Below are 25035 nucleotides of genomic sequence, written 5' to 3'. Positions count from 1 at the left end.
TGTGCCGCTCGCCGGGGTCAGACCGCCGGTGCCGGGTACGTCGGGTACTCCACGCCGGAGACGTGCTGGACTACCCGGATGACCTGGCACGAGTAGCCGAACTCGTTGTCGTACCAGAGGTAGAGGATCGCGTTGTCGCCGTCGACCTTGGTGGCGCCCGCGTCGACGATCGAGGCGTGGCGTGAACCGATGAAGTCGCTGGAGACCGCGTCCGGTGCGCTGATGAAGTCGATCTGGCGCTTGAGCGGGGAGGCCAGCGACACGTTGCGGAGGTAGTCGAGGACTTCCTCGCGGGTGGCCTCACGGCCCAGCCGCAGGCTCAGGATCGCGATCGAGACGTCCGGCACCGGGACCCGGATGGAGCTGCCGGTGATCGGCGCGTCCAGATCGGGCAGCGCCTTGGCCACGGCGGATGCCGCGCCGGTCTCGGTGATGACCATGTTGAGCGCCGCCGAGCGCCCACGCCGGTCGGAGCTGTGGTAATTGTCCAGCAGGTTCTGGTCGTTGGTGTACGAGTGGACGGTCTCCACGTGGCCGCGCAGGACGCCGTACTCGTCCGCCATCGCCTTGAGCGGCGGCACGATCGCGTTGGTGGTGCAGGACGCGCAGGACAGGATCTGCTCGTCGTCCTTGATCGTGTCGTGGTTGACCCCGTGGACGATGTTGGGGACATCGCCCTTGCCCGGCGCGGTCAGGACCACCTTGGCGATCCCGGGGCGCAGGTGCTTCGAGAGCCCCTGGCGATCACGCCACCTGCCGGTGTTGTCGATCAGGATGGCGTCCTTGATCCCGTAGTCGGTGTAGTCCACCGACGTCGGGTCGTCCGAGTAGATCACCTTGATCTCGTTGCCGTTGGCGACGATCTTGCTGTTCGCCTCGTCGACGGTGATCGTGCCCGAGAACTGGCCGTGGATCGAGTCGCGCCGCAGCAGTGAGGCGCGCTTGACGATGTCCTGGCCGGAGCCCTTGCGTACGACGATGGCGCGCAGCCGCAGGCCGTTGCCCGAACCGGCCTTCTCGATGAGGAGGCGGGCGATCAGGCGGCCGATGCGGCCGAAGCCGTAGAGGACGACATCGCGCGACTCGCGGCGCTCTACCTTGTTGGCGCCGGTGGCCCCGGCGACGGCCTCGGCGGTGAACTCCTCCACCGTCAGGCCCCGGTCGTCCGCGCGGTACGTCGCGGCCAGCATGCCTATGTCGATCTGGGAGGGACCGAGATCGAGGGTCGTCAGCGCCCGCAGGAACGGCATCGTCTCGGTGACGGACAGCTCCTCACCGGCGATCTGCCGGGCGAAGCGGTGGGTCTTGAGGATGCTGACCACCGACTTGTTCACCAGGGAGCGGCTGTGCAGCAGGACGTTCACGTCCTGCTCGCGGTGCAGCTTCCCGATGATCGGGATCATCGACTCCGCGATCTCCTCGCGGTGCATCCAGTTGGTGAACGAGTCGTCATTGACAGTCACGTGTTTATCTTTCGAGCTAGGCGGCGCTCATATGGTAGCCGCCCCGGTCCGCTCATCATTCAGGAGGTCCCGTCCGGAGATCGGACGGCAGGGCTTTGCGGTGTCAATGCGGCGTAATCGGGTGCGCGTGCGAGAGGTCATACCAGAGCAGGACGGATGGCGGGCAAGTTCCACAACTGCCCGTCGCGCACAGGTCATTCACGACTACCGTGTGTGCTCGGTGATCGGCGGGGGGCTCCTGGACCCCGGGACGGCCCGACCGATGACCCAGCCCGACCGACCACCGTAGGTGCCACCGCATGAACGCCCGCAGGAACGCCGATTCCTGGTGCCCCCTGTACCGAGGACGCTGATGTCTCAACTTCGCGCACCCGCCGCGCGACCGGACCGCCGCGAGGGCGGGCGGCACGGCCGCCCCGGCGCACGCGCCCACTCGGCCACGGCCAGGCCGCGCGCCGCCCAGCCCACCCCCGAGGGCCGCATACGCCCCCAGTTGCTGCGCACCGCGCTGCTCCCCACCATCGCCGCCCTGCTCAGCGGCGCGGCAGCCGTCATCTTCACCGTCCGCGACGGTGCCGTCGACCCGTCCCCGAGCCTGTGGGCGGCGCTCGGCGGATCGGCCGCCCTGGCCGTCGCCGCGGTCGCCGCCGCCTACCTCGGCGCCCACCGCGTGGCCGCTGCCGTGCTCGACCGGGCGCTGACGCTCCGCCGCGCCAGCGCCCAGGGGCAGGCCGAACTCCAGCGGGTGGTGGAGCGGCTCCGCGCCGGGGAACCCGTCGGCGCGCGGCGCCCCCCGCCACCGGGCGCGCCCGACGGTGACGCCTTCGACCTGCTCGCCCAGGAGATGGGACGGGCCCAGGAAGCCGCGGTCACCGCCGTCGTCCAGGCGTCGCAGCTCTTCAGCTCCGCGGGCAACGAACAGAAGGTCGAGGTCTTCGTCAACCTCGCCCGGCGGCTGCAATCCCTGGTCCACCGCGAGATCCAGATCCTCGACGAGCTGGAGCACGAGGTCGAGGACCCCGACCTGCTCAAGGGCCTCTTCCACGTCGACCACCTGGCCACCCGGATCCGCCGCCACGCGGAGAACCTCGCCGTCCTCGGCGGGGCCGTCTCCCGCCGCCAGTGGAGCAACCCGGTCACCATGACCGAGGTGCTCCGCTCGGCCATCGCGGAGGTCGAGCAGTACCCCCGGGTCAAGCTGGTCCCGCCGATGGACGGCACCCTGCGCGGACACGCCGTCGCCGACGTGATCCATCTGCTGGCCGAACTGGTCGAGAACGCCACGGTGTTCTCCGCCCCGCACACCCAGGTGCTGCTGCGCGTCCAGCGGGTCACCGCCGGCCTCGCGCTGGAGGTGGAGGACCGCGGCCTCGGGATGCCGGACCACGAGCAGAACCGGATGAACGCCCTGCTCTGCGACCCCGACCAGGTCAACGTCGCCCATCTGCTCCAGGACGGCAGGATCGGCCTGTTCGTCGTCTCGGCCCTGGCCCGCCGCCATGGGATCGCGGTCCGTCTGCAGAGCAACATCTACGGCGGCACGCAGGCGGTGCTCGTCCTGCCGCAGACCCTCCTCGGGGCCGACCCCGACACCCCCGCCGCGCCCGGCGCCGCCCCCGTACCGCCGCCCGGAGCCGTGCACCGGCCGCCCGCGGACGACGGGCCGCCGGCCCCGCACACACCGCCGCAGGTCCAGGCCGTCCGGCCGCAGGCCGTCCCCGCGGCCCCCGCCGGCCACCCACGCGACGCCCAGGCACCGGGCTCGCACGCACACGCCGCGCCGGAGAGCCGCCCGCCACAGCCCCGCGGCGAGGCCCCGCCCCTCCCGCTGCGCGCCGAGCGGGTCGACCGCCCCGCGACGCCCGCCGCCCGCCCCGAACTCCCCAAGCGGGCCAACCAGGAACACCTCGTCCCGCAACTGCGCGAAGCGCCCGCCCCCCGGGTCGAGGACGAGCACGCCCTGCACGACCCGGGCCTCATGGCCGCCTTCCGGCGCGGCGTCGACCTCGCCGAGGCCCGGACGGCCCAGGAGGAGGGCACCGGCACCGGTCACGGCGAACCCGCCGGTACGCCCACCGCGCTCGACGCCCCCCTGGAGTCCCTCGCCCCCCTCCCCGTACGGGGCGCCGCCGAAGGGCCCCGGAGGGCCGCGCGTACCGGCTACCCGCCGGCCGGCGGCGACCCCCAGGGCACCCGTGGGCCGGAGACGTTTCTGCCGGGCCGCGCCGTGCCGGAACCCCGTAAAGACCCGACTTCCAAGGAGTAGAAACGATGCCGAGCGAAATGCCGTCCGGCCAGGTCCCGGACCTGGACTGGCTGCTGAGCGGACTGGTCCAACGCGTGCCCTACACACGCAGCGCGGTGCTGCTCTCGGCCGACGGGCTGGTGAAATCCGTCCACGGCATGGACCCCGACAGCGCCGACCACATGGCCGCCCTGGCCGCGGGGCTGTACTCCCTGGGCCGCAGTGCCGGCGCCCGTTTCGGCGACAACGGCGACGTCCGGCAGGTGGTCGTCGAACTCGACTCCACCCTCCTGTTCGTCTCCACCGCCGGATCCGGCACCTGTCTGGCCGTCCTGGCCGGACGCGAAGCGGACGCCGCGGTGCTCGGCTACGAGATGGCGATGCTGGTCAAGAGTGTCCGTCCCTATCTGATGACCCCGCTGCGGCAGCCGGCCGGGGCCCCGTTCACCCCGGGGCTGTGAGGATGCCGGCCCCGCAGGACGGGCCCCTGCTCGATGACGCGGCCGGCCGGCTGATCCGCCCGTACACCGTCAGCAACGGCCGCACCCGGCCGTCCACCGGATTCGATCTGCTCTCCCTGGTCATGGCCACGGGCATCGAGGCCGACATCCACCTCGGCCCCGAACACACCGTGGCCCTCGGACTGTGCGACGGGCCCATGTCCGTCGCCGAGATCGCCGCCCACCTCCGGTTGCCCGCGGTCGTCACCAAGGTGCTCCTCTCCGACCTGGTCGACTGCGGCGCGGTCACCGCGCACGCCCCCGCTTTCCACGACACACCCACCGACCGATCCCTGCTGGAGGCAGTGCTCGATGGTTTACGACGACAGCTCTGACCGCACCGGAACCACCGAGTTCTTCCCCGTGGCTCTCAAGGTCCTGGTCGCGGGCGGATTCGGGGTCGGCAAGACGACGTTCGTCGGCGCGGTCAGCGAGATCGCCCCGCTGAGCACCGAGGAGCTGCTGACCCAGGTCAGCGTGGGGACCGACAACCTGGAGGGCGTCGAGTCCAAGACGGCCACCACCGTCGCCATGGACTTCGGCCGCATCACCCTCTCCGAGCAGCATGTCCTGTACCTGTTCGGGACGCCGGGCCAGGAGCGGTTCTGGTTCATGTGGGACGAGCTCTCCCAAGGGGCGCTCGGAGCCGTGGTGCTCGCCGACACCCGGCGGCTGGCGGAGTGCTTCGCCGCCGTGGACTTCTTCGAGCGGCGCGGCATCGGATTCATCGTCGCCGTCAACGAGTTCGACGGTGCCTACCGCTACGAGCCCGACGAGATCCGCGCCGCACTCGACCTCGGGCCCGCCGTGCCCGTCGTCCTGTGCGACGCACGGATCGCCAGCTCCAGTACGGGGGCGCTGGTCACCCTGGTACAGCACCTCATCAACGCCACCTCGGCGCCCGCCCCGCTCCAGGCCTTCGGAGCCCACCAGTGACGTCCTTCGCCACCGGCCGGATGTTGCTGACCCCCGCTGACCGGGACGGCCCGGCCCGCGCGGAGCGGCTGCGGAGGCTGGATCTCGGTGAACGCCCCGACGCCTCGTTCGACGACTTCGACGCCTTCGCCGACAAGGTCGCCGAGGTGACCGCCTCGCCCTTCTCCATGGTCAACTTCATCGACCAGAACCGGCAGTTCTTCGCGGGGCTGCACACCCCGGCGGGCAACCGCGGCGGCAAGGACCTCGGGGCCGCCGCGGCGGGCGGCAACCGCGGCGCCCGGCACATGGCCCGCGACCACGGCTACTGTCCGCACGTCGTGGTGCGGCGCAAGGCACTCGTCCTGGACGACGTCTGCGACTACCCGCGGTTCGCCGGCAATCCGGTGGTCGACGACATAGGCGTCCGCTCCTACCTCGGCGCGCCGCTCATCGACCGCACCGGCATCGCGCTGGGGACCGTCTGCGCCGTCGACACCGTGCCGCGCCCCTGGGGCCGCGCCGGTCTGGACACCATCAAGTCCCTCGCCCAGGAGCTCGTCCGCCAGATCGACCACCGGGAGGGGTACCGCCATCCCTGACCGGTCCTGACGGCCGCGCAGGCCTCACCTCCCGGGCGGCGCAGCGGTGCTGCCCGCAGCACCACCTCGCCGTCGATCCGCACCACCCGCGAACGCCAGCCCCCGACGCTGTGCGCAGGACCGGCGCGATCACGCTCTCGCCCAGCGCGGCGAGTGGCAGCGCCACCGTGGTCAGCGGCGGCGACAGCTCCCGTACGACGGGGATCTCGTCGAACCCCGCCAGTGACATGTCCTCCGGCACCCGCACCCCCGCCTCGCGCAGCGCGGCCGGCGCACCGGCCGCCTTTCCCGTCGGCGATGCCCGCGAAGCAGGGGCCGCTGACGTCGTGGCAGATCGGTCCCGCCGTACGGTTGCCCTCGGAGCCGGCCAGGGCTGGCGGCCCCTGGCGCTGCTGCTCGGCCGTTTCGCCCTCTGAGAGCACCGAGGTGGGGTTGTCCGCCGAGCGCGACTGCGGCGCGACGCTCCGGGGCCCGGAGTTCCGCGCGGCCACGGCACACATCCGCGACCTGCTGGGGGCGGTGCCGGCGCAGGACCGAGGGGCGGGGGAGAGGCGGCCGTACGGGGGCGGCCCAGCCCCTCGTCACTCCAGCCAGACGGTACGGGGGCGGCCTCGCTTCCTCGATCCGATCCGGTCCGGCCGTGAGGGGGCCGCCCGGCCTCCCGTCAATCCAGCCCGAACGCGTCCGCCAGCAGTTCCATCTGGGCGCCCAGCAGCGTGCCGCCCCGGTGTGCCATCCCGGCGAACTGACCGGCCATCTCCAGGCTCACCGAGCCGTGCAACTGGGCCCAGGCCAGCACCGCGCCCGCGAGCGCCGAAGCCGACCGGGCCTCCCCGGCCGCCGTACCAGCAGTGCCGGGCGTATCCGGGGCGTACCGGGTCACCCACGCCCCCACCGACTCGTCCACCTTGAGCCAGGCCGTCATCTCCTCCACCGTGGCGGTCACCGCCGAGCCGGGGTCTCCGGCGGCGAAGACCGGCAGGAAGGGGCCCAGCACCGCACGGGCCCGTTCCAGCGTGTCGGCGGGGGCCACATAGCCGGGTACCGGGTCACCCTGGATCAGCAGATACCGGTGGGGTTCGGCGACCGCCCAGGCGCGGTACGCCTCGGCCAGGTCGTGCAGCCGGGCGCGACCGCCGTGCGAGGCCCGCGTCGACCGGGCCGCCGCCCGGGCCATCGCCGCGGCGGCGTCGTCGTACGCGTCCCTGATCAGGGCGTTGAGCAGGTCGTCCCGGCCGGTGAAATAGCGATAGAGGGCAGGCCCGGAGAGGCCCATCCGCTTGGCGATCCGGGTCAGAGCCAGGGCGCTGGCGCCGCCTTCCGCCAGCTGTCGCAGGGCCAGGTTCTTGATCTCCGCACGGGTCTGCTCCCGGTAGCGGGCGCGTGGTCCCTGCTGGGCCCGTTCCATCACGGTCCCCTCTCACCGGTCGAGCCGGTCGAGCTCGGTTCTGTTACACAGTCTAACAAGCGCTATTGCGATGACCTGGCACGGGAGTTATGGTCTCTAACGGAAGTGACAAGTAGTTCCGGCGCTGCGGTGGCTGACCCGGCACGGCACGGACGGAACGAGCGACCGATCCCGAAGGGGCATCTCATGACCACCGCACCCGTTCCGCACACCATCCTCGGCTCCGGCCCCGCCGGTACCGCCCTCGCCACCGAGCTGGTCCGCCGGGGCCACCCGGTCCGGCTCGTCGACCGGTCGGGCGGCGGCCCGGCGATCGAGGGAGTCGAGCGGTACGCCGCCGATGTCGCCACCCCCGAGGGGGCCCGGGCGGCCGTGGCCGGAGCCGCCGTCGTGCACCACTGCGTCAACGTCGGCTACCACCTCCAGGTGGACGTCATGCCGAAGATCCAGCAGGCGGTCCTCGGCGCGGCCGAGCGGGAGGGCGCCCGGCTCGTCGTCCTGGACACGCTCTACCCGTACGGCGAGACGCACGGCGCGGTGATGACCGAGGACTCCCCGTGGAACGCGACCACCCGCAAGGGCCGCATGTGCGCAGAGCTGGACGCCCGCTACCTCACCGCCCACCGTGAGGGCCGGCTGCCCGTCGTCCTCGGGCGCTCCGCCGACTTCGTCGGCCCCGGGGTCCTCAACTCCACGCTCGGGGGTGCCGTCTTCCCCGCCGCGCTCACCGGGCAACCGGTACCCGCCCTCGGCGACATCGACCTGCCGCACAGCTACACGTACATCGCGGACGTCGCCGCCGGGCTCGCCACCCTGGGGGAGCACCCGGAGGGCGACGGCCGGGTCTGGCACCTGCCCACCGCCCCCGCGCGCACCACCCGCCAGGTCCTCGCGCTCGTCGAGGAGCGCACCGGGCGCCCGCCGGAGCTGACCGTGATCCCCGAACCCCGCCCCTTCGGCCCCTTCGACGAGGCCTTCATGGCGGAGTACGCCGAGATGTTTAACCAGCACACCGAGGCGCAGATCGTCGACTCCTCGGCCATCGAGAGGGCCTTCGGGCTCACCCCCACCCCGCTGGAGGCGGCCATCGACGCCACCCTCGCCTGGTACGGCGAACTCCTCGCCTCCCGCCGTTGAAGGCGGCCCGGTCCCGGGCGCTCGACCGCCCACCCGGGACCGGACCGCTCGCACCACCGCCCAGTGGCGTCAGTAACGCGGCCGCGACTCGAAGACGACGGCCCGGAAGCGGCCGGGATGGGCATCGCGTTACGGTCGAAGCCCGGCACCGGCAGCCGGAGCCCAGCCGATCGGAGACGCGGGATGACCGCCAGAAGCAATGCCACCGTCACCGCCGCCGATGTCCGCTCGGCCGCGCTGTCCCTGCCCGACACCACCGAGAAGCTCGCCTGGGGACAGCCCACCTTCCGCGTGGCGGGCAAGATCTTCGCCTCGCTGGGCGACGACGACACGGCGATGGGCGTGAAGTGCCCCATGCAGGACCGGGCGGAGCTGATCGCCGCCGAGCCGGACAAGTTCTTCCTGAAGGAGGGGCACGACGACAAGTACGCCTGGATGCGGGTCCGGCTGGCCGCCCTGGAGGACGCCGCGGAGCTCGCCGCGGTCCTCGCCGACGCCTGGCGGCAGGTGGCCCCCCGCCGGCTGCTGGCGGCACATCCGGAGCTGGAGGGGCCGGGGGAGGGCTAAGGAGGGGGGTTCTGTCGGCAGGCCTTCCGGCGCCTCAGGCACCGGAGGGGTTCCGGCGTCCTCCCGCGCCTCAGGCCCGCAGGAACCCGGTGATCCGCTCCCGCAGCCCCCGCGCGTCCAGCCCGTGCGCCGCCAGGTGCTCGTCCATCCGCCCGTACCGGCGCAGCTCGGCGCGGCCCACCCCTAGGCCGAGCACCCGATGGGGCAGCTCCATGAGCGCCCCGTTCACCTCGGCCGTCGAGGTGCCTGCCAGATAGGGCTCCACGATCACCACATCGGCGCCCGGACCCGCACCGACGGCGCGGCGCAGACCCGCCGCGTCGAACGGCCGCACGGTCGTCGCGTACAGCACGCTCACCTCCAGCCCCTCGGTGGCCGCGAGGACGTTGTCGAGCATCGGGCCGACCGCGACGACGGTTCCGCCCCGCCCCTCACGCACCACGGAGAGGCCGCCGGAGCCGCCCACCGGCCGCGCCTGCCGGTTCGCCTGGAGCGAGAGGCGTACGTACACGCGGTCGTCGCCGTCCACGGCTTCCCGCAGCAGCGCCTCGGCCTCGTCGGGGTGGCCCGGCACCTGGACCGTCCAGCCCTCCAGCGTGTCCAAGAGCGCCACGTCGCCCGGCGCCATGTGGGTGAAGCCCCCGGCGGGCCAGTCGTACGAGCCCCCGGCGCTGACCAGGATCCCGCCGACCCCTTGGTGCCCGAAGTCCAGCTTGACCTGCTCGAACGGCCGCTCCACCAGGAAGCTGGCGAAGGTGTGCACGATCGGCCGCATACCCGTCAGGGCCATCCCCGCTCCGGCCCCGATCAGCAGCTGCTCCCGGATACCCACGTTGACCACCCGGTCCGGGTGGGCACGCCGGGCCGGTGCGAAGCCGTCGGCGCTGATGTCGGCGAGCACGACGGCCAGCCGGGGCTCCACCTCCAGGAGCTGTGAGGTGGTGGCGACGAAGCGGTCACGCATGGTTTCCATGAACGGATCCTCCTGAGAATCTGCCGGTCGCGGACCGGTCTGGTCCGCGGTTCACGGCGGCGGGGTCAGCCCTTGGGCTCGACCCGGGCGACCACGGCCCGGGGCCGGCCGGGGTGGGGCGCGGTGAACGCCGCGTACAGGGCCTCGTGGTCGCGGCCGTCCACCGTCGCCGCCGACCAGCCGGCGGCCTCGAACCGGGAGGCGATGCCGCCGGGCCAGCCATGGGTGGCGGAGGCGTTGTCGATCACCAGCGTGTGCAGTTGTTCGAGACCGGCCGGGCCCGCGTGGGCGATGGCCTCGTGATTGCTTCCCTCGTCCAGCTCGGCGTCGCCGACCAGCACCCATACCCGGGGATCGGTGAGCCCCTGGGCGCGCAGCCCGAGGACGGTCCCGACGGCCAGCGGCAGGCCGTGCCCGAGCGAGCCGCTGCCGATCTCCGCCCCCGGGACGAGCAGCCGGTCGGGGTGATGGCCGAGCGGCGAACCGTACGTTCCGAAGCCGCGCAGCACCTCCTCGTCGAAGAACCCGTGGGCCGCCAGAACGGCGTAGTACGCCATGGGGCCGTGCCCTTTGGAGAGGAGGAAGCGGTCGCGCCCGGGGTCGTCCGCGGTGGCGGGCGTGACGCGCAGCACCCGGTCGTAGAGCACCCACAGGGCGTCCGTGGTGGAGTGCGCGGCGGGGGCGTGCTTCTCGGCGCCGGTCATCAGGGCGATCAGGCGGTCGAGGTCGTGGAAGTCGGGAACGCCGTGGGGGCCAAGTACCGGGGCGGCCGTCGTGTTCGTCATGACACCGAGCGTTCGACATCAACCATGGTTGAGGTCAAGCGGAGAAAGCGGTTCGTGACCACCTGCTCGAGTGCGGTATTGTTCTCATGCGCGTTCGGCCAGGGGAAACCCCAGGTCAGACGGGCACCGGGACGTGGCGCAGCTTGGTAGCGCACTTGACTGGGGGTCAAGGGGTCGCAGGTTCAAATCCTGTCGTCCCGACTCGTGAGAGTCGTGAGTCGAGGGCCGGTTCGGATCCATCCGAACCGGCCCTCGATCATTTCTGGGAGCAGTCGGCGACCGACGCCGTCCGGCGGTGACGATCAGCTCCCCGTCCGGTCGCCGCTGCCGTGCAGGACCGCCTGGGCCGCCGAGAGGCGCTCGGGCTCGTCGCGGACCGTGGCTCCGTCGCCCGCGACATCGTCGGCCCAGGCGAGCAGGCGGTGCAGCTGTGGGTCGGTCGAGGCCGTGGCGACGCCGGGCTCGCCGACGACGACCTCGCCACTCGTCCCGTCGACGCCGATCAGGGTGCCCTCGGGCAGTGTCCGCCCGCCCGCCCGGACGCAACCGTCGACGGCGTCCACGGTGAGGCTCGCCGCACCCACGACGGCGGGTTTCCCCATCGACCGCGCCACGACGGCCGCATGACTGGTCGGGCCGCCGCGCGCGGTCACGACCCCGGCGGCGGCGGCCAGGCCGTGCATGTCGAGCGGGGAGGTCTCGGGGCGCACCAGGACGACCGGTCCTCCGGCGGCCATCCGCGCCGCACTGTCGGCGCTGGTCGCCACCCGGCCGACGGCGACACCGGGGGAGGCGCCGAGCCCTCGGGTGAAGAGGTCACCGGGTCCGATCCCCGTGATGCGAGGCGTACGGGCCTGGGGGAGATGCCGCGGTGCCACGCGCAGCAGCGCCTCCTCGCGTGCGATCGTTCCCGCATCGGCGAGGTCGACCGCGACCCGGACCGCGGCGCGCCCGACGAACCTTCCGGGGCGCACCTGGAGAATCCACAGTTCGCCCGCCTCGAAGGTGAACTCGACGTAGCACGCGTCGCGGTAGTGCTCCTCGAGCCGGGCCAGGGCGGACAGCAGGCCCGTCCACACCTCGGGTTCCCGGAGGGCGAGTTCATCCAGGGGCCCGGTCGACGACGTACCCGAGACGACGTCTTCGCCCTGGCGGCCGAACAGGGCTTCACCGAAGGGGACATGCTCGCCGGTGTTGGGATCACGGCTGAACGCGACGCCCGTCCCGCTGCGCCCGTCGCGATTGCCGAACACCATGGCCTGCACGGTCACGGCGGTGCCCAGGTCGTGCGGGATGCCGTGCAGTTCGCGATAGGTCTTCGCACGCGGTGTGTTCCAGGACGAGAACACGGCGGCGACGGCCAGCTCCATCTGCCGGGCGGCGTCTTCGGGTACGGTGTCGCCGCTGCGGTCCGCGATGAGCCGCTCGACCTTCCCGATGGCTTCGGCGAGCCGGCTGGGGCCGGTGTCCTGCCCGGCGAGTGCCCGGTCGACGGCCGCCAGGCGCTCCGGGCCCACACCGGCGACCCCGGCGGCGAAGCTGGTCAGGAACCTCAGCCGGGAGTCGAGTGCGAACCGCAGGTCGCCCGTCTCGTCCGCGAGCGCGCCGGTCGCCTCGGTGGTGAGCCCGAGGTTGAGCACGGTGCTCATCATGCCGGGCATCGAAACGCTGCCCCCGGAGCGGACCGACACCGCGAGCGGCCGCTGCGGACCGCCGAGCCGCCGGTGCGTGGCCGCCTCCAGTCCGGCGACGGCGTCGGCCAGTTGGGCATCGAGGCCGCTGGGCAGCTCCCCGGTACGGAGGAAGGCGCGGCACGCCTGCGTGGTGATGACGAAGCCCGGCGGCACGGGCAGCCCCAGACGGTGGAGCACGACGAGGCCGTGTGCTTTTCCGCCGAGTACCTCCGCCGTCTCCTCGACCTCGGCCGAGAGCGGGTGGATCCAGGTCATCGCGTAGTCATCTCTGCGTCGCCTTCGCTGGTTCGGCTACGGGGCCCAAGGCCCTCGCGGGGTGGCGGAACTGCGGATTCAGTGGCGCGGGAGACCGAGGGTGGCCAGCAGGTCCTCGTGCAACTGGAACCAGACGGTGTGGTACGAGGAAGTGCTGTCCGTCACGTACTCCAGGGAGCCGGTCCTCGCCCGGGTGAGGGCGTCGGCGAGCCGGACGGGGTAGCGCCGGAAGCGGAGCAGAACCCCGGACAGCTCGGCGCACAGGGGCTCGGCACGCTGGTGGAACTCCGTGAACCGGTCGAGGACCTTGGCGTCGTACGCGCGGTCGCTGTGGTCGTTCATCGTCATGGTGCCGTCCGCGGTGCGGGTCTGCCACGCCGTGCAGAGGTCGAGCAGCTCGGGGTTGAGCACCAGGAACTGATCGAACACCGCGGTCACCCGCTCCCTGGCCCCGGCCGCCGCCAGCTCCTCGGCGATCCGCTCGGCGTCCGCGGCCCGGCCCTCCTCCGAGAGGCCCCAGCCGCCGAAGTCGCCTGAGGCATGGGTGACGAGTCCGGCCACGGCGAGGTCGATCAGTTCCGATTCGACGTCGGACTCGGGGAGTCCTGACGCCTTGGCCACTCCGGAGAGGCCGGAGAAGCCGATGCAGCGCAGGGTGTGGAGCACCAGCAGGTCGGTGCTGGTCGCGTGGGACGAAACGGGCTCGGTCATCGTGCCGCCCCTTCAGGTGTGGTGCCGGAGACAGCTGCGTTCGTGAGATCGGAGGTGGCCGCTCCGAGAGCGGCACCGAGCCCTTGGGCTCGGGTGACGATCGCGCCGTGCCGCACCCGTACCGCGTACTCGGTGGTGTCGTCGGCGTCCGGCACGCCGACGGCGGACGCCAGCAGACCGCGCTCGTCGAGGACCAGGCGGAGGCGCGGCCAGGTACCGGGCTCGAACACGCGCCGCAGGCACCGGGCGAAGTCCCCGGCCCTCACCTGGACGAGGCGGCCGGTCTCGGCCGGGTCGGCCGTCGTGACGACCACGGTGACGAGGTCGCCGGTGCGTGCGGCGCGGACGGTTTCCTCGGCGGCTTTGAGACGGTTGGTGCCGAGGAGCGTGATCACCCCGTCCTCGGTGAGGGTCACCGGTCGGTGCGTGATGAGGTCCGGCATCTCCGGTGGCGGGGACCACGGGTCATGGCAGGTGCGGGCCGGCGGGACGTACGGCAGATGCGGCGGGTTCCAGGTGTCGGCGAGGGCGAGGCCGCCCAGATGCGCGCAGGCCTGAACGATGTCGAAGGGGTCGCCGAGACCGAGTGCCGGATCTGCCGAGGGACCCGCGCCGTCCAGCAGCCTCATGACCAGCTGAGCCCGTCGGACCTGCCGTCCGGACAGTGCACCGCCGGGTGCCTGCGACTCGAGCGCGAGTGCGAGCAGCAGCGCCTCCAGGTGAGTCACCTGACCGAACGCGTTGCGGATCGGTTCGTCATCGAGCAGCGCGTCCGACGAGCGCAGACGCATCCGGCCGGGCGAGGGAGCGCCGCCGGCCAGGGGCATGTGTTCGAGCCAGGTCCGGGCGAACGCGCCCAACGCGTCGGCGACGGCCGCCGCGGGCGGCTGAGCCGCGCCGGTGCCGCCCCGCTCGGCGACGGCCTTCCGCCCAGCTGTGGCCCGGCGCTCCGCCGGGCCGCCGCGCTCGGCCCAGGCGCTGCGCTCGGCCCAGGCGCTGCGCTCGACGATGTCGACCAACACCGCCAGGTAGAGGGCGCGTTTGCTCGGAAAGTTCGAGTACACCGCGCCACGCGTCAGTTCCGCCCGCTCGGCGATCTCGTCCACCTTCGCCGCCGCGTATCCGCGCTCGGTGAACTCAGCCTCAGCCGCGGTGAGTACAGCCGCGCGTGTGCGCTCCTGCTGCTGAGCCCGGGTCAGCCGCACCATCCGCGAATCCTCTCCGTCCGATCGTCCGCTGTCGTCCGCTGTCCGGACCGGAAGTATACACCGGGCATCCCGATGATGGGAACATCCGAATTGCGGGCACCGGCAAGATGGAGGGTGGCGACGTGACCGGCGTCGTCTTCAGGGCCGACGGCAAGACGCTGCTCCATACCCGGGGGCGGGCCGAGCCCCACGCCGCCAAGGTTCCGGACGCCTCGGTCGGCACGGCACCGGACGCCCCATGGGCTCAGGGCCGGACGCCTCGTCGGCTCAGGGCCGAACCCCGTCCGGCGAAGCTCCGCCGGCAGATGGCTCATGTCGTTGTACGTCAGGGGCAACGGCGAGTGCCGTACGGCACCGATCGGCGGGCGGGCCAGGCGCTCCGCGAGCAGCTGCGTCTGCTGCTGCCCCGCCGCATCGGTCAGTGCCCCGAACGCCTCCGCCGCGCCGTGCCCGGCCACGTACAGACGCCGAGTCGCCAGGGAAGGCCGTCCGTAGCAGGCCAGTTGAGTGATCCGGACATCTGGATGGTGCTGACCTCCCGCTGCCGGGTCACCTGTTCACTCCGGGACCGGGGCCGTGGTTCAGCCCTCCGTCCAGCCATGGTCCTTGGCGAACTGGGCCAGCCCGCCGCGCACCTGCAGTATCTGCTGGCCGGTCAACGAGGGGGCGGACGTCAGCAGGACCTCGGTGACCTCCTGGACGAACTCCACCGGGGTGAGCACATCGCAGAGCGAGTCGTCGTACGAAGGACTCGGCTTGCCGGTCTCCCCAGGGGCCAGACGAACCCCCGCGGCCTTCGGCCCCCGCTCACCGTTCTCGATCTCGAATTCCACCCGCACGCCGGGACTCACCAGCGACTCGGACACCTGCATGTCGTTGACGTGCAGGAACACATCGTCCCCGCCGGTCTCCGGAGCGATGAACCCGTACCCTCGCACACTGTCGAAACGCACCACACGGCCAGCCACCATGACAACCCCACCAAATCCAACGCCCTGTCCCCACGGGCCCCTTGCCCGAGGAGTTGGACCGAGCGTAGCCGTGTGTCACCGCGGAAGCGACCCTTCGACGTCACGGTGGCACCCGGTCCGGGGCGGTCGGCACCGGCGCGCCGTCCCCGGCATCGGGCGGGTGACGCCCGTGGATCACCGGTTTCGGCAGGCGTACCGCCCGCGTTCACCGATCCGTCACGCCCCCTTCCGTTCTGTTCGGTTCTTTTGGAACATTCTGTTCGCTTCTGTTCCCCCACTCCAAGAGGCCCCACGCATGACTGAGATGAATCGGCGCCGTTTTCTCCAGATCGCCGGTGCGACCGCGGGATTCTCCGCCCTGTCGGGCAGCATCGACCGGGCTGCCGCCATCCCCGCCAACCGGGCCGACGGGACGATCCGGGATGTCGAGCACATCGTCGTCCTGATGCAGGAGAACCGTTCCTTCGACCACTACTTCGGGGCGATGAAAGGGGTTCGGGGGTTCGGCGACCCACGGCCCGTGACCCTGCCCAGCGGCAAGCCCGTCTGGCACCAGGCGGACGCGGCGGGCAAGGTGACGCTGCCGTTCCACCCGACCGCCGACGACCTGGGCATGCAGTTCCTCCAGGGCCTCAACCACGACTGGCCGGGCGGCCACCGGGCGTACAACGAGGGCCGTTACGACCGGTGGATACCGGCCAAGACCCCGACGACCATGGCCTACCTCACCCGCGAGGACATCCCCTTCCACTACGCGCTCGCCGACCGCTTCACCGTCTGCGACGCGTACCACTGCTCCTTCATCGGAGCCACCGACCCCAACCGCTACTACCTCTGGTCCGGTCACACCGGCAACGACGGCAAGGGCGGCGGCCCGGTGCTCGGCAACGAGGAGCAGGGGTACGGCTGGACGACGTACCCCGAGCGGCTCGAAAGGGCCGGGGTCTCCTGGAAGATCTACCAGGACATCGGGGACGGGCTGGACGCCGCCGGCCACTGGGGCTGGATCAACGACGCCTACCGGGGCAACTACGGCGACAACTCGCTCCTCTACTTCGACAACTACCGCAACGCCAAGCCCGGCGATCCGCTCTACGAGAAGGCGCGCACCGGCACCGACGTGTCGGCCGGCGGCGGCTATTTCGACGCGATCGCCGCCGACGTACAGGCCGGAAGGCTGCCGCAGATCTCCTGGGTCGCCGCCCCGGAGGCCTTCACCGAGCACTCCAACTTCCCCTCCAACTACGGCGCCTGGTACATCGCCGGACTGCTCGACGCCCTCACCTCCGACCCCGAGGTGTGGAGCCGCACCGCCCTGTTCATCACGTACGACGAGAACGACGGCTTCTTCGACCACGTCGTCCCGCCCTACCCCCCGGCCTCGGCGAAACAGGGCCTCTCCACGGCCGACACCACCACGGAGATCTACCGGGGCGGACCCTCCTACGGAGCCGGTGCCTACGGCCTGGGACCACGCGTCCCGATGCTGGTCGTCTCCCCCTGGAGCACCGGCGGATACGTCTGCTCCGAAGTCTTCGACCACACCTCCGTGCTCCGGTTCATGGAACAGCGCTTCGGCGTGCACGAGCCGAACATCTCGCCCTGGCGGCGGGCCGTCTGCGGTGACCTCACCTCCGCGTTCGACTTCGGCCGCACCGACCCCGCCCCCGGAGACCTGCCCGACACCTCGGCGTACGAGCCCCCGGACCGCGAGCGCCACCCCGACTACCGGCCCACTCCGCCGCCGGTCGGTGCCATGCCCCGGCAGGAACCGGGCAGCCGCCCCACCCGGCCCCTCCCGTACGAGCCGTACGTCGACGCTGCCGTCGCCCCGGCCACCGGGAAGATCGCGCTGACGTTCAGCCCGGGGACGGCGGCCGGAGCGCAGTTCTACGTCACCTCCGGCAACCGCACCGACGCCCCGTGGACGTACACCACGGGCGCGGGCAGAACGCTCACCGACAGCTGGAACTCCGCCTACTCCGGCGGCAGCCACGACCTCACCGTGCACGGCCCGAACGGCTTCCTGCGGACGTTCCGGAGCCCGGGCGCCACCAAGGGCCCCGAGGCCACCGCGCGCCACAACGCCACCACCGGCAACCTGGACCTCACGCTCACCAACCCTGGCGCCACGGCGGCCGTACTGACGATCGCCAACGCCTACGGGGGAGCGGCACAGACGGTCACCGTCCGGCCGGGAGCCACGGTCTCGCGCACGGTGGACCTGCGGGCGGGCAAGCGCTGGTACGACGTGTCCGTCACCGCCGGCAGCGGGCCGGGCTTCCTGCGCCGGTTCGCGGGCCATGTCGAGACGGGGGCCGCCGGAGTCAGCGATCCGGCGACCGCGACGGGCTGAAGGGTGGCCGGAGACGGCTGGACGCGGCGGGAGCCGGGCGGGGCTGGGCTTCGCCCGCCCGGCTCCCGTACGTGCTGGGGCTCAGGCGGCTCCGCCGGTGCCGGTACCCGACGCGGCCTTGATGCCCTTGACGATCTCGTCCAGGACGGACAGTTTCGGCGCGTCCTTGTTGACGTCGAAGCCCGACCGGACCACCACCAGCTTGTCCTTGGCGGCGGGGGAGGGGAACACCAGCGATTCGACGTAACCGTCGTCGCCCTTCTCCGTCACCACCTTCCAGCGCACCGCGTAGCCCTTCTGGCCCGCCACGGTGACCTCACCGGACCTCAGCTCCTCGTGCGAGCTGATCTTCCCGTAGGAGTCCCCTCCGTAGGACTTCTCGGCGTTGACGGCGATGTCCTTCTTGGCCGCCTCCTCCGGCGACTTGGCCGTGAGATTCAGAGCCACCGCGGGGGCCGAGAACACCCCTCCGCGCACGCACGTCTTGGCGGGGCCGCCGGGGCAGGCGTACTCACCCGTCGACAGCCCGGCGCCGAGCGGTGCCGACGTGCCCGTCCACCCCTTGGGCACCGGCAGGCTGATCCCGGCGGCCAGGTCCGTGGCATAGCCCGGCTCCGTCTGCGGGAGCTGCTCGCCGGGGCCCGCACCGCCGTCCTCACCGCCGCTCCCGTTCTCGTCGTCCGGCGCGCCGGAACCGTCGGGGGCGGAAGGAGCGGCGGACGGCGGGGCGACCGCGATGTCCGGCTGCCCGTCGTCGTCCTCGCGCAGCAGGTACATCCCGCCGCCGATCGCGGCGAGCACCACGGCGCCGACGGTCACGCCGACGCCGATACGGATACCTCGGCGGCGGACCGCGGCGGGCGAAGCGCGGACGTGGGCGGACCACTGCACTCCGTCCCACCAGCGTTCCTGCGCGGGGCCTTTACCTGAGTGCCCGGGGTCTGGATACCAGCCGGGCGGGGTCATCTGGGTCACGAGTGCACTTTATGCGGGTCGAGTGAGAATCATATGAACCGACCACCGTGCGGCGGTGTGCGCGGGGCAGTGGTCACGGTTCGATCAGGCCGGCGCGGATCGCGTACCGGGTGAGTTCCAGGCGGTCGCGCAGCCCGAGCTTCTGGAGCAGGCTGGCGCGGTGCCGCTCCACGGTCTTGACGCCGATGACGAGCAACTCGGCGATCTCCTTGGCGGAGTGCCCCTCCGCGACCAGCTTGAGGATCTCCTCCTCCCGTTCGTCGATCGCCCGCGCCGGCAGCTCCTCGCCGTCCCCGGCCCGGTCGAGGAAGTCGCGGATGAGCGCCGTGACCGCGCCCGGGCAGAGGAACGGCTCGGCGCGCACCGCCGCCCGGCAGACCTCCACCAGGTCCCGGTCGGCGACCGGCTTGAGGACGTACCCGGCCGCTGTGTTCCGGCCTACGAGTGGTCCACCGTCACCGCCCCCCGGCCGAAGGCGATCCGCGTCCTGCCGCCGTCCTGCGCCCACCCGGCCTCGACCGTGTCACCGTCCGGTCCCGGCCGCACCGCCACATGGTCCACGACCGCCTCCGGCGGTCCGGCGTCCGGCTCGGCGGTGAGTGACGCGAGGGCCGCCAGGACCACCGTCCCCGCCGCTTCGGCGGCGAGCCGTGGCAGCACCGCCCAGCGGGTGAACGCCGTTCCCTGCGGGGCCCGTACCTCCTCCGGCGCCTCCCAGCCGTGGAGCCCGTACAGCTGGGAGCGGACCGGCCCACCGGGCTCCGTCGCCCAGCCGGTCAGCTCGGCCCGCGCGCCGTCCGGCGCTCCCAGCACCCGGTGGACCCGCAGCTCGTAGCGGCCCCGTGCCACCGTCACGCTCTCCACCCGGAGGCCGGGAACGGTGGCAGGCCCCGCCGGGAACACCGGTACGTGCCAGGACCCGGCCCAGCCCCAGCCGGCGCCGTGCCCGGCCCCGAGCGGGTGGACGCGGCGCCGGGTGCTGCGTACCCCGCCGACCGTCACCGACAGATGGTTGTCCGCCGGGTTCGCCGCCGAGGTCGGTCCGGTCACGCTGGAGTAGGCGAGCCGGGCGTAGTGCGGGTCCGCGTCGCCCGCCGACTCGCCCTCGTCCGGCCGGACGTGGTCGCTGCCGTGGTTGTGCAGCCGCACCACGCCGTCCGCCCCCGTCGACTGCACCAGGAACCCGGGCGCCGGTACGGACAGCACCCGGTCGGGGCCCTCGCTCGGAGCCTCCTCCTCCACCGACGTCCACAGCGGGTGCCCGGCGGGGGCCAGCAGCGCCACGAACGCCTTCGACGCCCAATAGGGCGACGCGGGACCGGAATAGGACTGCAGGGTCGCCGGATGCGGGCCGTGCCATCCGAGGCTCAGTACTCCGTCACCGCCGCCGGCGCCCCGCTCCAGGAAGTACCGCAACGACCCGCTGACCAGCCGCCGCGAGACCCCGGGGGCCAGCGGAGTGTGCCCCGACACCGCGCCCAGGCCCACGGCCGCGCTCGCGGCGAAGCGGTAGGTGAGCGAGCACCCGAAGTACAGCGGGGCCCCATCGCCGCCGAACATCAGCGAGTAGCTCTCCAGATGCTCGCGCAGCCGCGCCCCGTGGTGCGCCGCCGCGCCCGCGTCGCCCGACAGATGGGCGTCCAGCGTCGGATACAGGTGCAGCGCCCAGCCGTTGTAGTGGTCGAAGGCGGCCCCGTCCCCGTCGGTGTACCAGCCGTCCCCCCGGTACCAGCTCTCCAGCAGCTCCATGGCACGCTCCCGCGCCCGGGCCGTCTCCGCGTCACCGCGCCCCACCGACTCCAGGAAACCGGCGACCGTGTACGGGAAGAGATACCAGTTGTTGCCCGCCGGAAGGTGCCGTAGCGCACCCCGCAGCCACTGGTCCACCCGGTCCCGCACAGCGGGCTCCAGCCGGTCCCAGAGCCAGGGCCGGGTGAGCCGCAGCCCGAGCGCGACGGACGCGGACTCCACCATGGGTTGCCCCCGCACATGGTGGTCCAGGATGAGCGGCCAGGACTCCGTGTCGTCCCGCCCGGGCGTACGGGTCCCGGACGCGAGCCCGCGCGCGTAGCGTTCCAGCCATTTCTGTGGGTCCTTCCCCTCCGCCCCGGCGACCCGGAAGGCGGCCGCCAGGAAGGTCCGGGCGTAGCCCTCCAGCCGTCGGAGCGGACCCCGGAGCGGGACGGGGGGCCGGGCAGGTCGAGCAGCGCCCCGCCGGGGGTGGCCCACCGCCAGGCGGCGTGCAGCAGCCCGTCGGCCGCGGTTTCCCAGTGCCCTCGGGTGTACCCGGTGTGCGGGCTCGACGCCCGATCGTCCGGGGGGAGCGCGAAGGGGAGGGCGGGGAAGGTCGTCATACGGGAAGGCCGGGCCGTTCGGGGTCGACGTGGGCGGCACCGGAGATCCTGATCGAGCGATCGCAAGCGGTCAAGAGATCGACCACAAGTCAACAGAAGCGATCAAAAGGTCGGGAGAAGAGCAGCTGCCGGAGTTTGTCGCGGCCGCCCGGCTCAGGGAAGCAGGAGCCGGTCCGCACCGACGGCGGCCACCAGGCCGGCCCCGAGCAGCCAGCTGCCGAGCCGGGTGCGGCCGTGTCTGCTGAGCTCGATGACCAGGCCGCACAGGATGAGCGCGAGCCCGTACACGCCGACGACCAGCACCGAGGACCGGCTCGCGATCCGCAGCGCGAGAACGACGCCCATCGTGACCATGCCCACCGAGGAGAGGACGATCCTCAGCCGTCGAGCCTGACGTGGCGTCAATCTCCGCCCGGTCTCCGCGTCGGTGGCGTCCTCGACGTCGTGCTCGTCCTCGACGGGCTCCGCCACGGCGGCCTCGGCTATCGGCGTGTCGGTGTCCCGGTCCCGGCCCTCGCGCTGGTCCCGCTCATGGTCGCGGTCCTGGTCAGAAGTGCTCATGGAGCCGGATCGTAATGGCTGCGCGGCAGGCCCGTTCCCGGACCCTGGCGTTCCGGTACCGGCCCGCACCGGCGGGTCCGCGCCGACTACGCCAGCAGCCGGGGCGCCTCGGCCGCCGCGTCCACCGCGCTGCCCGCCTCCACCCGGCCCGCCAACTCCCGGGCCCAGCGGACCAGCCCGTCGATCCCGATGCCGTGCGGGCGGGCCTCGCCGTACGGAGTGAGTGCGCCCGCGCCCCGGCGCAGCAGCCGCGCTCCGCCCGCCGTGTTGCCCCGGGCGGCGTGCGTCAGCCCCACCGCCACCTGTGCGAGCCCCCTCCACAGCCCGCGCTCGCTCTGCGGCCCCGACTTCCAGGCGTCCTCGAACACCTCGTGCGCGTGGAACGGCATCCCCGCGTCCAGCAGCCGCTGTGCCTCCCGGAGCGTCTCGTCCGGTGTCCGGACGACTCCCTCGGGCTGCCGCTCGACCCCGGGCGTTCCGTACGGCAGCGGGCGCCCCAGGCCGTCCCGGGGGCGCGCGTTGCGCGCCCGGCCCTCGGTGTCACGGTCCCTGCGCGTCTCGTTCACCACTCGATTGTGCCTCGTAGCTGCAGGGAATGGGCCGAACCCTGTCGGTGAGCACCCGCGCACGACTAGGCTCGACCGTCGTCACTGCATGCCATTGTTTGTGGGGAAGGGTGGGCATGAAGCCGTCCCGGCCGTTGTACGAGCGTGAACCGGAACTCGCCGTCGCCGCGAAGGCGGTGGACGACCTGTGCGGAGCCCAGGCCGTCGGTGGGCTCCTGGTCTTCAGCGGGGAGGCGGGGCTCGGCAAGACCGCCCTGCTCGCCGAGATCCGGGCGATGGCCGCCGACCGCTGCACGATCTGGTCCGCCCGCGGCGGCGAGACCGTCACCTCCGTACCGTTCCACGTCGTGCGGCAGCTGCTGCAGCCGGCCCTCGACCGGTTCCCGCCCGACGAGACCCGGGCCCTGTTCGGCGACTGGTACGACACCACGGCGCCCGCACTCGGACTGGCCGAGCCCAGCGGCCCGCAGCCCGACCCGCAGGGTGTCCGTGACGGCCTCGACTTCGTCGTCGCCCGGCTCGCCTCCCGCCTCAGCCACCGGCCGTTACTGCTTCTGGTGGACGACGCCCACTGGGCGGACGGTGAATCCCTCTCCTGGCTGGCCTCGTTCACCGCCCGCCTCGGTGAACTCCCCCTCCTCGTCGTCCAGGCGCACCGGCCGCAGGAGATGGCCGAACGCAACGCGAGTTACGCCGCCGAGCGCGCGGCCGAACGCGGCTCCGAAGGCCACAGTGCGATCAACCGGGTCGCCCTGCGGGCACTGACCCCGGACGCCACCGCCGAACTGGCCCGCGCGGCCCTGGGCGAACACGCCGACGACCCGTTCTGCCGGGAGGTGTGGGCCGTCACCGGCGGGAACCCGTACGAGGCGGTCGAGCTGGTCGCCAAGGTCCAGGACCAGGAGCTGGCGCCGGTCGAGGAATCGGCCGGGCAGCTGCGGGAGCTCGGCGCCTCCGCCCGGGGCAGCGGGCTCGTCGCGCGGCTGGAGCGGCTCGGCACCAACGCCAACCGGTTCGCCTGGGCCGCCGCCGTGCTGGGGACCGACATCTCCCAGGAGCTGGCAGCCACCCTCGCCGGGATGAGTTCGGCGGAGGCCGCCGACTGCACGGCCCGGCTGCGCGACGCCCGTATCGTCAGCGGCTTCGACCCGCTGGAGTTCGTCCACCCGCTCATCGCCACCGCCGTCTACCGCTCCATCCCGCCGGCCACCCGCACCGCGATGCACGGCCGCGCCGCCTGGGCCATCACCCGGGCCGGCCTCGGAGCCGCCGCGGCCTCCCGCCACCTGCTGGAGGTCCACCCGGACGACGACCAGGAACTGGTCGCCCAGCTCCGCGAAGCCGCCGGTCAGCACCTCGCCGTCGGCGCCCCCGAGGCGGCCCGGCGCTGTCTGGAGCGGGCCCTGGAGGAGCCACCCCGCCCGAAGGACCGCGCGGCCCTGCTGTACGAACTCGGCTGCGCCACCCTGCTCAGCTCGCCGCCCACCACCGTGCAGCACCTGCGGGCGGCCCTGGACATGCCGGGGCTCGACGACGCCCTGCGGGTCGACGCGACGTTCCGGCTCGCCGCCGCGCTCGCCCACAACAACCAGCTCAAGGACGCGGCGCTCTCGCTGGCCGCCGAGGCGGCCCGTACGGCACCGGGCCCCGGCCTGATGCGCCTGCAGGCCGCGCACTTCATGTGGGAGGGCATGCAGGCCACCGAGGAGGACGGCCCGGCCCGCTCCCGCCGCCTCACCCGCAACGCCGACCACCTCAAGGGCCGCGACAACGCCGAACGGGCGCTGCTCACCCTGCGCGCCTTCGACGCCATGCTGCGCGGCGAGAACGCCCAGCTCATCGTCGACCTGTGCGAACGCGCCCTGATCGACGGCAGCCCGGCCCGGGGCCTGGGCTGGACCGACTCCGAGTGGGGCTTCGAACTGCCCACCATGGTCGGCATCACCTACGCCTTCACCGACCAGCTGGACCGGGCCGAGAGCCTCTTCGGCGAGGCGGTGCGCGCCTTCGAGATCTCCGGCTGGAGCGGCGCCCACCTGGCGTTCGCGCACACCCTGCTCGGTATGGTCCACCGCCGTCGCGGCCGTCTCGCGGAGGCCGAGGGCTTCCTGCGCGAAGGGCTGCGCCTCGCCGACCGGGTCGGCTCCGGGCTGCCCGTCCACTGGGACGCCGCGTGCCTGCTCATCGACACGCTGCTGGCCAGGGGCCGGACCGCCGAGGCGCGCAGGATCGCCGACCGCTACCACTTCGGACCGCCCTACCCCAGCGCCATGGTGCTGCCCGACGGCCCGTGCGTCCTGGGCCGCCTGCTGCTGGCCGAAGGCCGCAAGGAGGAAGCGATCGCCGAGCTCGAAGCGGCGGGCGCGGCCCTGGAGCCGCGCGAACGCTTCAACGGCATCTGGGCGCCGTGGGCCGGTGACCTCGCCCGTGCCCTGGCCGACGACGACCCGGGGCGTGCGGCGCACCTCGCGGCCCGTGCCCGGGTGCACGCCGAGCGGTTCGGTACGGACACCGCCATCGGCGAAGCCCTGCGCTGCGTCTCGCTCTTCGCCCCGCCGCAGGAGGCGGAACACCTGCTCGCCGACGCGCTGCGCCATCTGGAGAAGTCCTCCTCCGCCTACGAGCACGCGCTCGCCCGCGTCGACTACGGCATGGCGATCGGCTCGCACCGGGAGCTGGCCCGGGCCCAGAAGCAGGCCATGGCCTGCGGAGCCGAAGGGCTGGCGGCCCGCGCCCAGCAGGCACGGACGTCGATCCGGTCCTCGGAGTGAGGTAATGTTTGTCCTGCG

General features: G+C 72.7%; 21 protein-coding genes, 1 tRNA gene and 2 pseudogenes. 10 read left to right on the top strand and 14 right to left on the bottom strand.

The genetic code is table 11. The features are described 5' to 3' along the window. Positions 1–17: 17 nt before the first annotated feature. On the bottom strand, positions 18–1463 hold the full coding sequence (locus ACIQAK_RS29265; protein WP_366391995.1) for a glyceraldehyde-3-phosphate dehydrogenase: 1446 nt from the start codon (positions 1461–1463) through the stop codon (positions 18–20). 352 nt (positions 1464–1815) lie between these two features. Here ACIQAK_RS29265 and ACIQAK_RS29260 point away from each other — a divergent pair, with 352 nt between their 5' ends. From ACIQAK_RS29260 to ACIQAK_RS29240, 5 genes are read left to right on the top strand one after another with little or no spacing between them, the layout of a single operon-like run. Next, a complete protein-coding gene (locus ACIQAK_RS29260) occupies positions 1816–3729 on the top strand; it encodes an ATP-binding protein (RefSeq protein WP_366391996.1) in 1914 nt (637 codons plus the stop codon). A gap of 5 nt (positions 3730–3734) precedes the next feature. Then, a complete protein-coding gene (locus ACIQAK_RS29255) occupies positions 3735–4169 on the top strand; it encodes a roadblock/LC7 domain-containing protein (protein WP_366391997.1) in 435 nt (144 codons plus the stop codon). Between the two features lie 2 nt (positions 4170–4171). After that, positions 4172–4543 (top strand): DUF742 domain-containing protein, encoded by a 372-nt coding sequence (locus ACIQAK_RS29250; protein WP_366392053.1) that lies wholly within the window; start codon positions 4172–4174, stop codon positions 4541–4543. Continuing rightward, positions 4521–5144, top strand: coding sequence for an ATP/GTP-binding protein (locus ACIQAK_RS29245; protein ID WP_366391998.1), 624 nt, complete (start codon positions 4521–4523; stop codon positions 5142–5144). The genes ACIQAK_RS29250 and ACIQAK_RS29245 overlap by 23 nt, the downstream gene beginning before the upstream one ends. Continuing rightward, complete coding sequence (locus ACIQAK_RS29240; RefSeq protein WP_366391999.1) at positions 5141–5725, top strand: GAF domain-containing protein; 585 nt, start codon at positions 5141–5143, stop codon at positions 5723–5725. The genes ACIQAK_RS29245 and ACIQAK_RS29240 overlap by 4 nt, the downstream gene beginning before the upstream one ends. Here the strand turns inward: ACIQAK_RS29240 and ACIQAK_RS29235 are convergent. Together ACIQAK_RS29235 and ACIQAK_RS29230 are read right to left on the bottom strand one after the other, a co-directional pair. Continuing rightward, positions 5661–6221: a substrate-binding domain-containing protein gene (locus ACIQAK_RS29235; RefSeq protein WP_401849361.1), complete on the bottom strand. Its 561-nt coding sequence runs from the start codon at positions 6219–6221 to the stop codon at positions 5661–5663. The two genes, ACIQAK_RS29240 and ACIQAK_RS29235, sit on opposite strands and share 65 nt — an antisense overlap. Before the next feature lie 168 nt (positions 6222–6389). Continuing rightward, a complete protein-coding gene (locus ACIQAK_RS29230) occupies positions 6390–7133 on the bottom strand; it encodes a TetR/AcrR family transcriptional regulator (protein WP_366392000.1) in 744 nt (247 codons plus the stop codon). A 186-nt stretch (positions 7134–7319) separates the two neighbouring features. On the opposite strand from ACIQAK_RS29230, the gene ACIQAK_RS29225 reads away from it, so the two are divergent. Both ACIQAK_RS29225 and ACIQAK_RS29220 read left to right on the top strand, forming a co-directional pair. Continuing rightward, positions 7320–8270 carry an NAD-dependent epimerase/dehydratase family protein gene (locus tag ACIQAK_RS29225; protein ID WP_366392001.1) on the top strand — a complete coding sequence of 317 codons (951 nt, stop codon included), beginning with the start codon at positions 7320–7322 and terminating at the stop codon, positions 8268–8270. Between the two features lie 183 nt (positions 8271–8453). After that, complete coding sequence (locus ACIQAK_RS29220; RefSeq protein ID WP_366392002.1) at positions 8454–8837, top strand: MmcQ/YjbR family DNA-binding protein; 384 nt, start codon at positions 8454–8456, stop codon at positions 8835–8837. 70 nt (positions 8838–8907) lie between these two features. On the opposite strand, the gene ACIQAK_RS29215 is transcribed toward ACIQAK_RS29220, so the two are convergent. Beyond that, complete coding sequence (locus ACIQAK_RS29215) at positions 8908–9810, bottom strand: transketolase C-terminal domain-containing protein (protein ID WP_366392003.1); 903 nt, start codon at positions 9808–9810, stop codon at positions 8908–8910. A gap of 65 nt (positions 9811–9875) precedes the next feature. Next, positions 9876–10595 (bottom strand): transketolase, encoded by a 720-nt coding sequence (locus tag ACIQAK_RS29210; RefSeq protein ID WP_366392004.1) that lies wholly within the window; start codon positions 10593–10595, stop codon positions 9876–9878. A 127-nt stretch (positions 10596–10722) separates the two neighbouring features. On the opposite strand from ACIQAK_RS29210, the gene ACIQAK_RS29205 reads away from it, so the two are divergent. Then, a tRNA-Pro gene (locus ACIQAK_RS29205) sits at positions 10723–10796 on the top strand. Positions 10797–10897: 101 nt separating this feature from the next. Here ACIQAK_RS29205 and ACIQAK_RS29200 read toward each other — a convergent pair. The 4 genes from ACIQAK_RS29200 to ACIQAK_RS29185 all read right to left on the bottom strand — a co-directional run bounded on the left by ACIQAK_RS29200 (position 10898) and on the right by ACIQAK_RS29185 (position 15434). Then, a complete protein-coding gene (locus ACIQAK_RS29200) occupies positions 10898–12544 on the bottom strand; it encodes a pyruvate, phosphate dikinase (protein ID WP_366392005.1) in 1647 nt (548 codons plus the stop codon). Between the two features lie 78 nt (positions 12545–12622). Beyond that, on the bottom strand, positions 12623–13255 hold the full coding sequence (locus ACIQAK_RS29195) for a transcriptional regulator (protein ID WP_366392006.1): 633 nt from the start codon (positions 13253–13255) through the stop codon (positions 12623–12625). Further along, complete coding sequence (locus tag ACIQAK_RS29190; protein ID WP_366392007.1) at positions 13252–14463, bottom strand: helix-turn-helix domain-containing protein; 1212 nt, start codon at positions 14461–14463, stop codon at positions 13252–13254. The genes ACIQAK_RS29195 and ACIQAK_RS29190 overlap by 4 nt, the downstream gene beginning before the upstream one ends. A gap of 581 nt (positions 14464–15044) precedes the next feature. Continuing rightward, positions 15045–15434, bottom strand: coding sequence for a cold shock domain-containing protein (locus ACIQAK_RS29185; protein ID WP_366392008.1), 390 nt, complete (start codon positions 15432–15434; stop codon positions 15045–15047). A 295-nt stretch (positions 15435–15729) separates the two neighbouring features. Here ACIQAK_RS29185 and ACIQAK_RS29180 point away from each other — a divergent pair, with 295 nt between their 5' ends. After that, positions 15730–17790, top strand: coding sequence for a phosphocholine-specific phospholipase C (locus ACIQAK_RS29180; protein WP_366392009.1), 2061 nt, complete (start codon positions 15730–15732; stop codon positions 17788–17790). An 81-nt stretch (positions 17791–17871) separates the two neighbouring features. Here the strand turns inward: ACIQAK_RS29180 and ACIQAK_RS29175 are convergent, their stop codons facing one another. The 5 genes and pseudogenes from ACIQAK_RS29175 to ACIQAK_RS29155 form a co-directional block, all read right to left on the bottom strand. Next, positions 17872–18756 carry a DUF2510 domain-containing protein gene (locus tag ACIQAK_RS29175; protein WP_366392054.1) on the bottom strand — a complete coding sequence of 295 codons (885 nt, stop codon included), beginning with the start codon at positions 18754–18756 and terminating at the stop codon, positions 17872–17874. Between the two features lie 82 nt (positions 18757–18838). Then, positions 18839–19192 (bottom strand): annotated as a pseudogene (locus tag ACIQAK_RS29170) (response regulator transcription factor); the annotation flags it as partial. An 11-nt stretch (positions 19193–19203) separates the two neighbouring features. Further along, positions 19204–21119, bottom strand: a pseudogene (locus ACIQAK_RS29165) (DUF2264 domain-containing protein). Positions 21120–21272: 153 nt separating this feature from the next. Then, entirely contained in the window at positions 21273–21680 is a 408-nt protein-coding gene (locus ACIQAK_RS29160) for a hypothetical protein (RefSeq protein WP_366392010.1), read from the bottom strand. Between the two features lie 86 nt (positions 21681–21766). Continuing rightward, entirely contained in the window at positions 21767–22246 is a 480-nt protein-coding gene (locus tag ACIQAK_RS29155) for a DUF309 domain-containing protein (protein ID WP_366392011.1), read from the bottom strand. Positions 22247–22362: 116 nt separating this feature from the next. Here ACIQAK_RS29155 and ACIQAK_RS29150 point away from each other — a divergent pair, with 116 nt between their 5' ends. Continuing rightward, positions 22363–25017: an AAA family ATPase gene (locus ACIQAK_RS29150; RefSeq protein WP_366392012.1), complete on the top strand. Its 2655-nt coding sequence runs from the start codon at positions 22363–22365 to the stop codon at positions 25015–25017. The last annotated feature ends 18 nt before the right edge of the window (positions 25018–25035 follow it).

Source organism: Streptomyces sp. NPDC088706, from assembly GCF_044752765.1.
Lineage (GTDB): Bacteria > Actinomycetota > Actinomycetes > Streptomycetales > Streptomycetaceae > Streptomyces.
The sequence above is the reverse complement of the archived record's forward strand: the minus strand, read 5'-3'. Positions and strand labels throughout refer to the sequence as shown.

Coding starts and splice junctions, on each gene's coding strand:
- ACIQAK_RS29260 (WP_366391996.1), top strand. CDS start 1,816: ATGTCTCAACTTCGCGCACCCGCCGCGCGACCGGACCGCCGCGAGGGC.
- ACIQAK_RS29255 (WP_366391997.1), top strand. CDS start 3,735: ATGCCGAGCGAAATGCCGTCCGGCCAGGTCCCGGACCTGGACTGGCTG.
- ACIQAK_RS29250 (WP_366392053.1), top strand. CDS start 4,172: ATGCCGGCCCCGCAGGACGGGCCCCTGCTCGATGACGCGGCCGGCCGG.
- ACIQAK_RS29245 (WP_366391998.1), top strand. CDS start 4,521: ATGGTTTACGACGACAGCTCTGACCGCACCGGAACCACCGAGTTCTTC.
- ACIQAK_RS29230 (WP_366392000.1), bottom strand. CDS start 7,133: ATGGAACGGGCCCAGCAGGGACCACGCGCCCGCTACCGGGAGCAGACC.
- ACIQAK_RS29225 (WP_366392001.1), top strand. CDS start 7,320: ATGACCACCGCACCCGTTCCGCACACCATCCTCGGCTCCGGCCCCGCC.
- ACIQAK_RS29220 (WP_366392002.1), top strand. CDS start 8,454: ATGACCGCCAGAAGCAATGCCACCGTCACCGCCGCCGATGTCCGCTCG.
- ACIQAK_RS29215 (WP_366392003.1), bottom strand. CDS start 9,810: ATGGAAACCATGCGTGACCGCTTCGTCGCCACCACCTCACAGCTCCTG.
- ACIQAK_RS29210 (WP_366392004.1), bottom strand. CDS start 10,595: ATGACGAACACGACGGCCGCCCCGGTACTTGGCCCCCACGGCGTTCCC.
- ACIQAK_RS29200 (WP_366392005.1), bottom strand. CDS start 12,544: ATGACCTGGATCCACCCGCTCTCGGCCGAGGTCGAGGAGACGGCGGAG.
- ACIQAK_RS29195 (WP_366392006.1), bottom strand. CDS start 13,255: ATGACCGAGCCCGTTTCGTCCCACGCGACCAGCACCGACCTGCTGGTG.
- ACIQAK_RS29190 (WP_366392007.1), bottom strand. CDS start 14,463: ATGGTGCGGCTGACCCGGGCTCAGCAGCAGGAGCGCACACGCGCGGCT.
- ACIQAK_RS29185 (WP_366392008.1), bottom strand. CDS start 15,434: ATGGTGGCTGGCCGTGTGGTGCGTTTCGACAGTGTGCGAGGGTACGGG.
- ACIQAK_RS29180 (WP_366392009.1), top strand. CDS start 15,730: ATGACTGAGATGAATCGGCGCCGTTTTCTCCAGATCGCCGGTGCGACC.
- ACIQAK_RS29175 (WP_366392054.1), bottom strand. CDS start 18,756: ATGACCCCGCCCGGCTGGTATCCAGACCCCGGGCACTCAGGTAAAGGC.
- ACIQAK_RS29160 (WP_366392010.1), bottom strand. CDS start 21,680: ATGAGCACTTCTGACCAGGACCGCGACCATGAGCGGGACCAGCGCGAG.
- ACIQAK_RS29150 (WP_366392012.1), top strand. CDS start 22,363: ATGAAGCCGTCCCGGCCGTTGTACGAGCGTGAACCGGAACTCGCCGTC.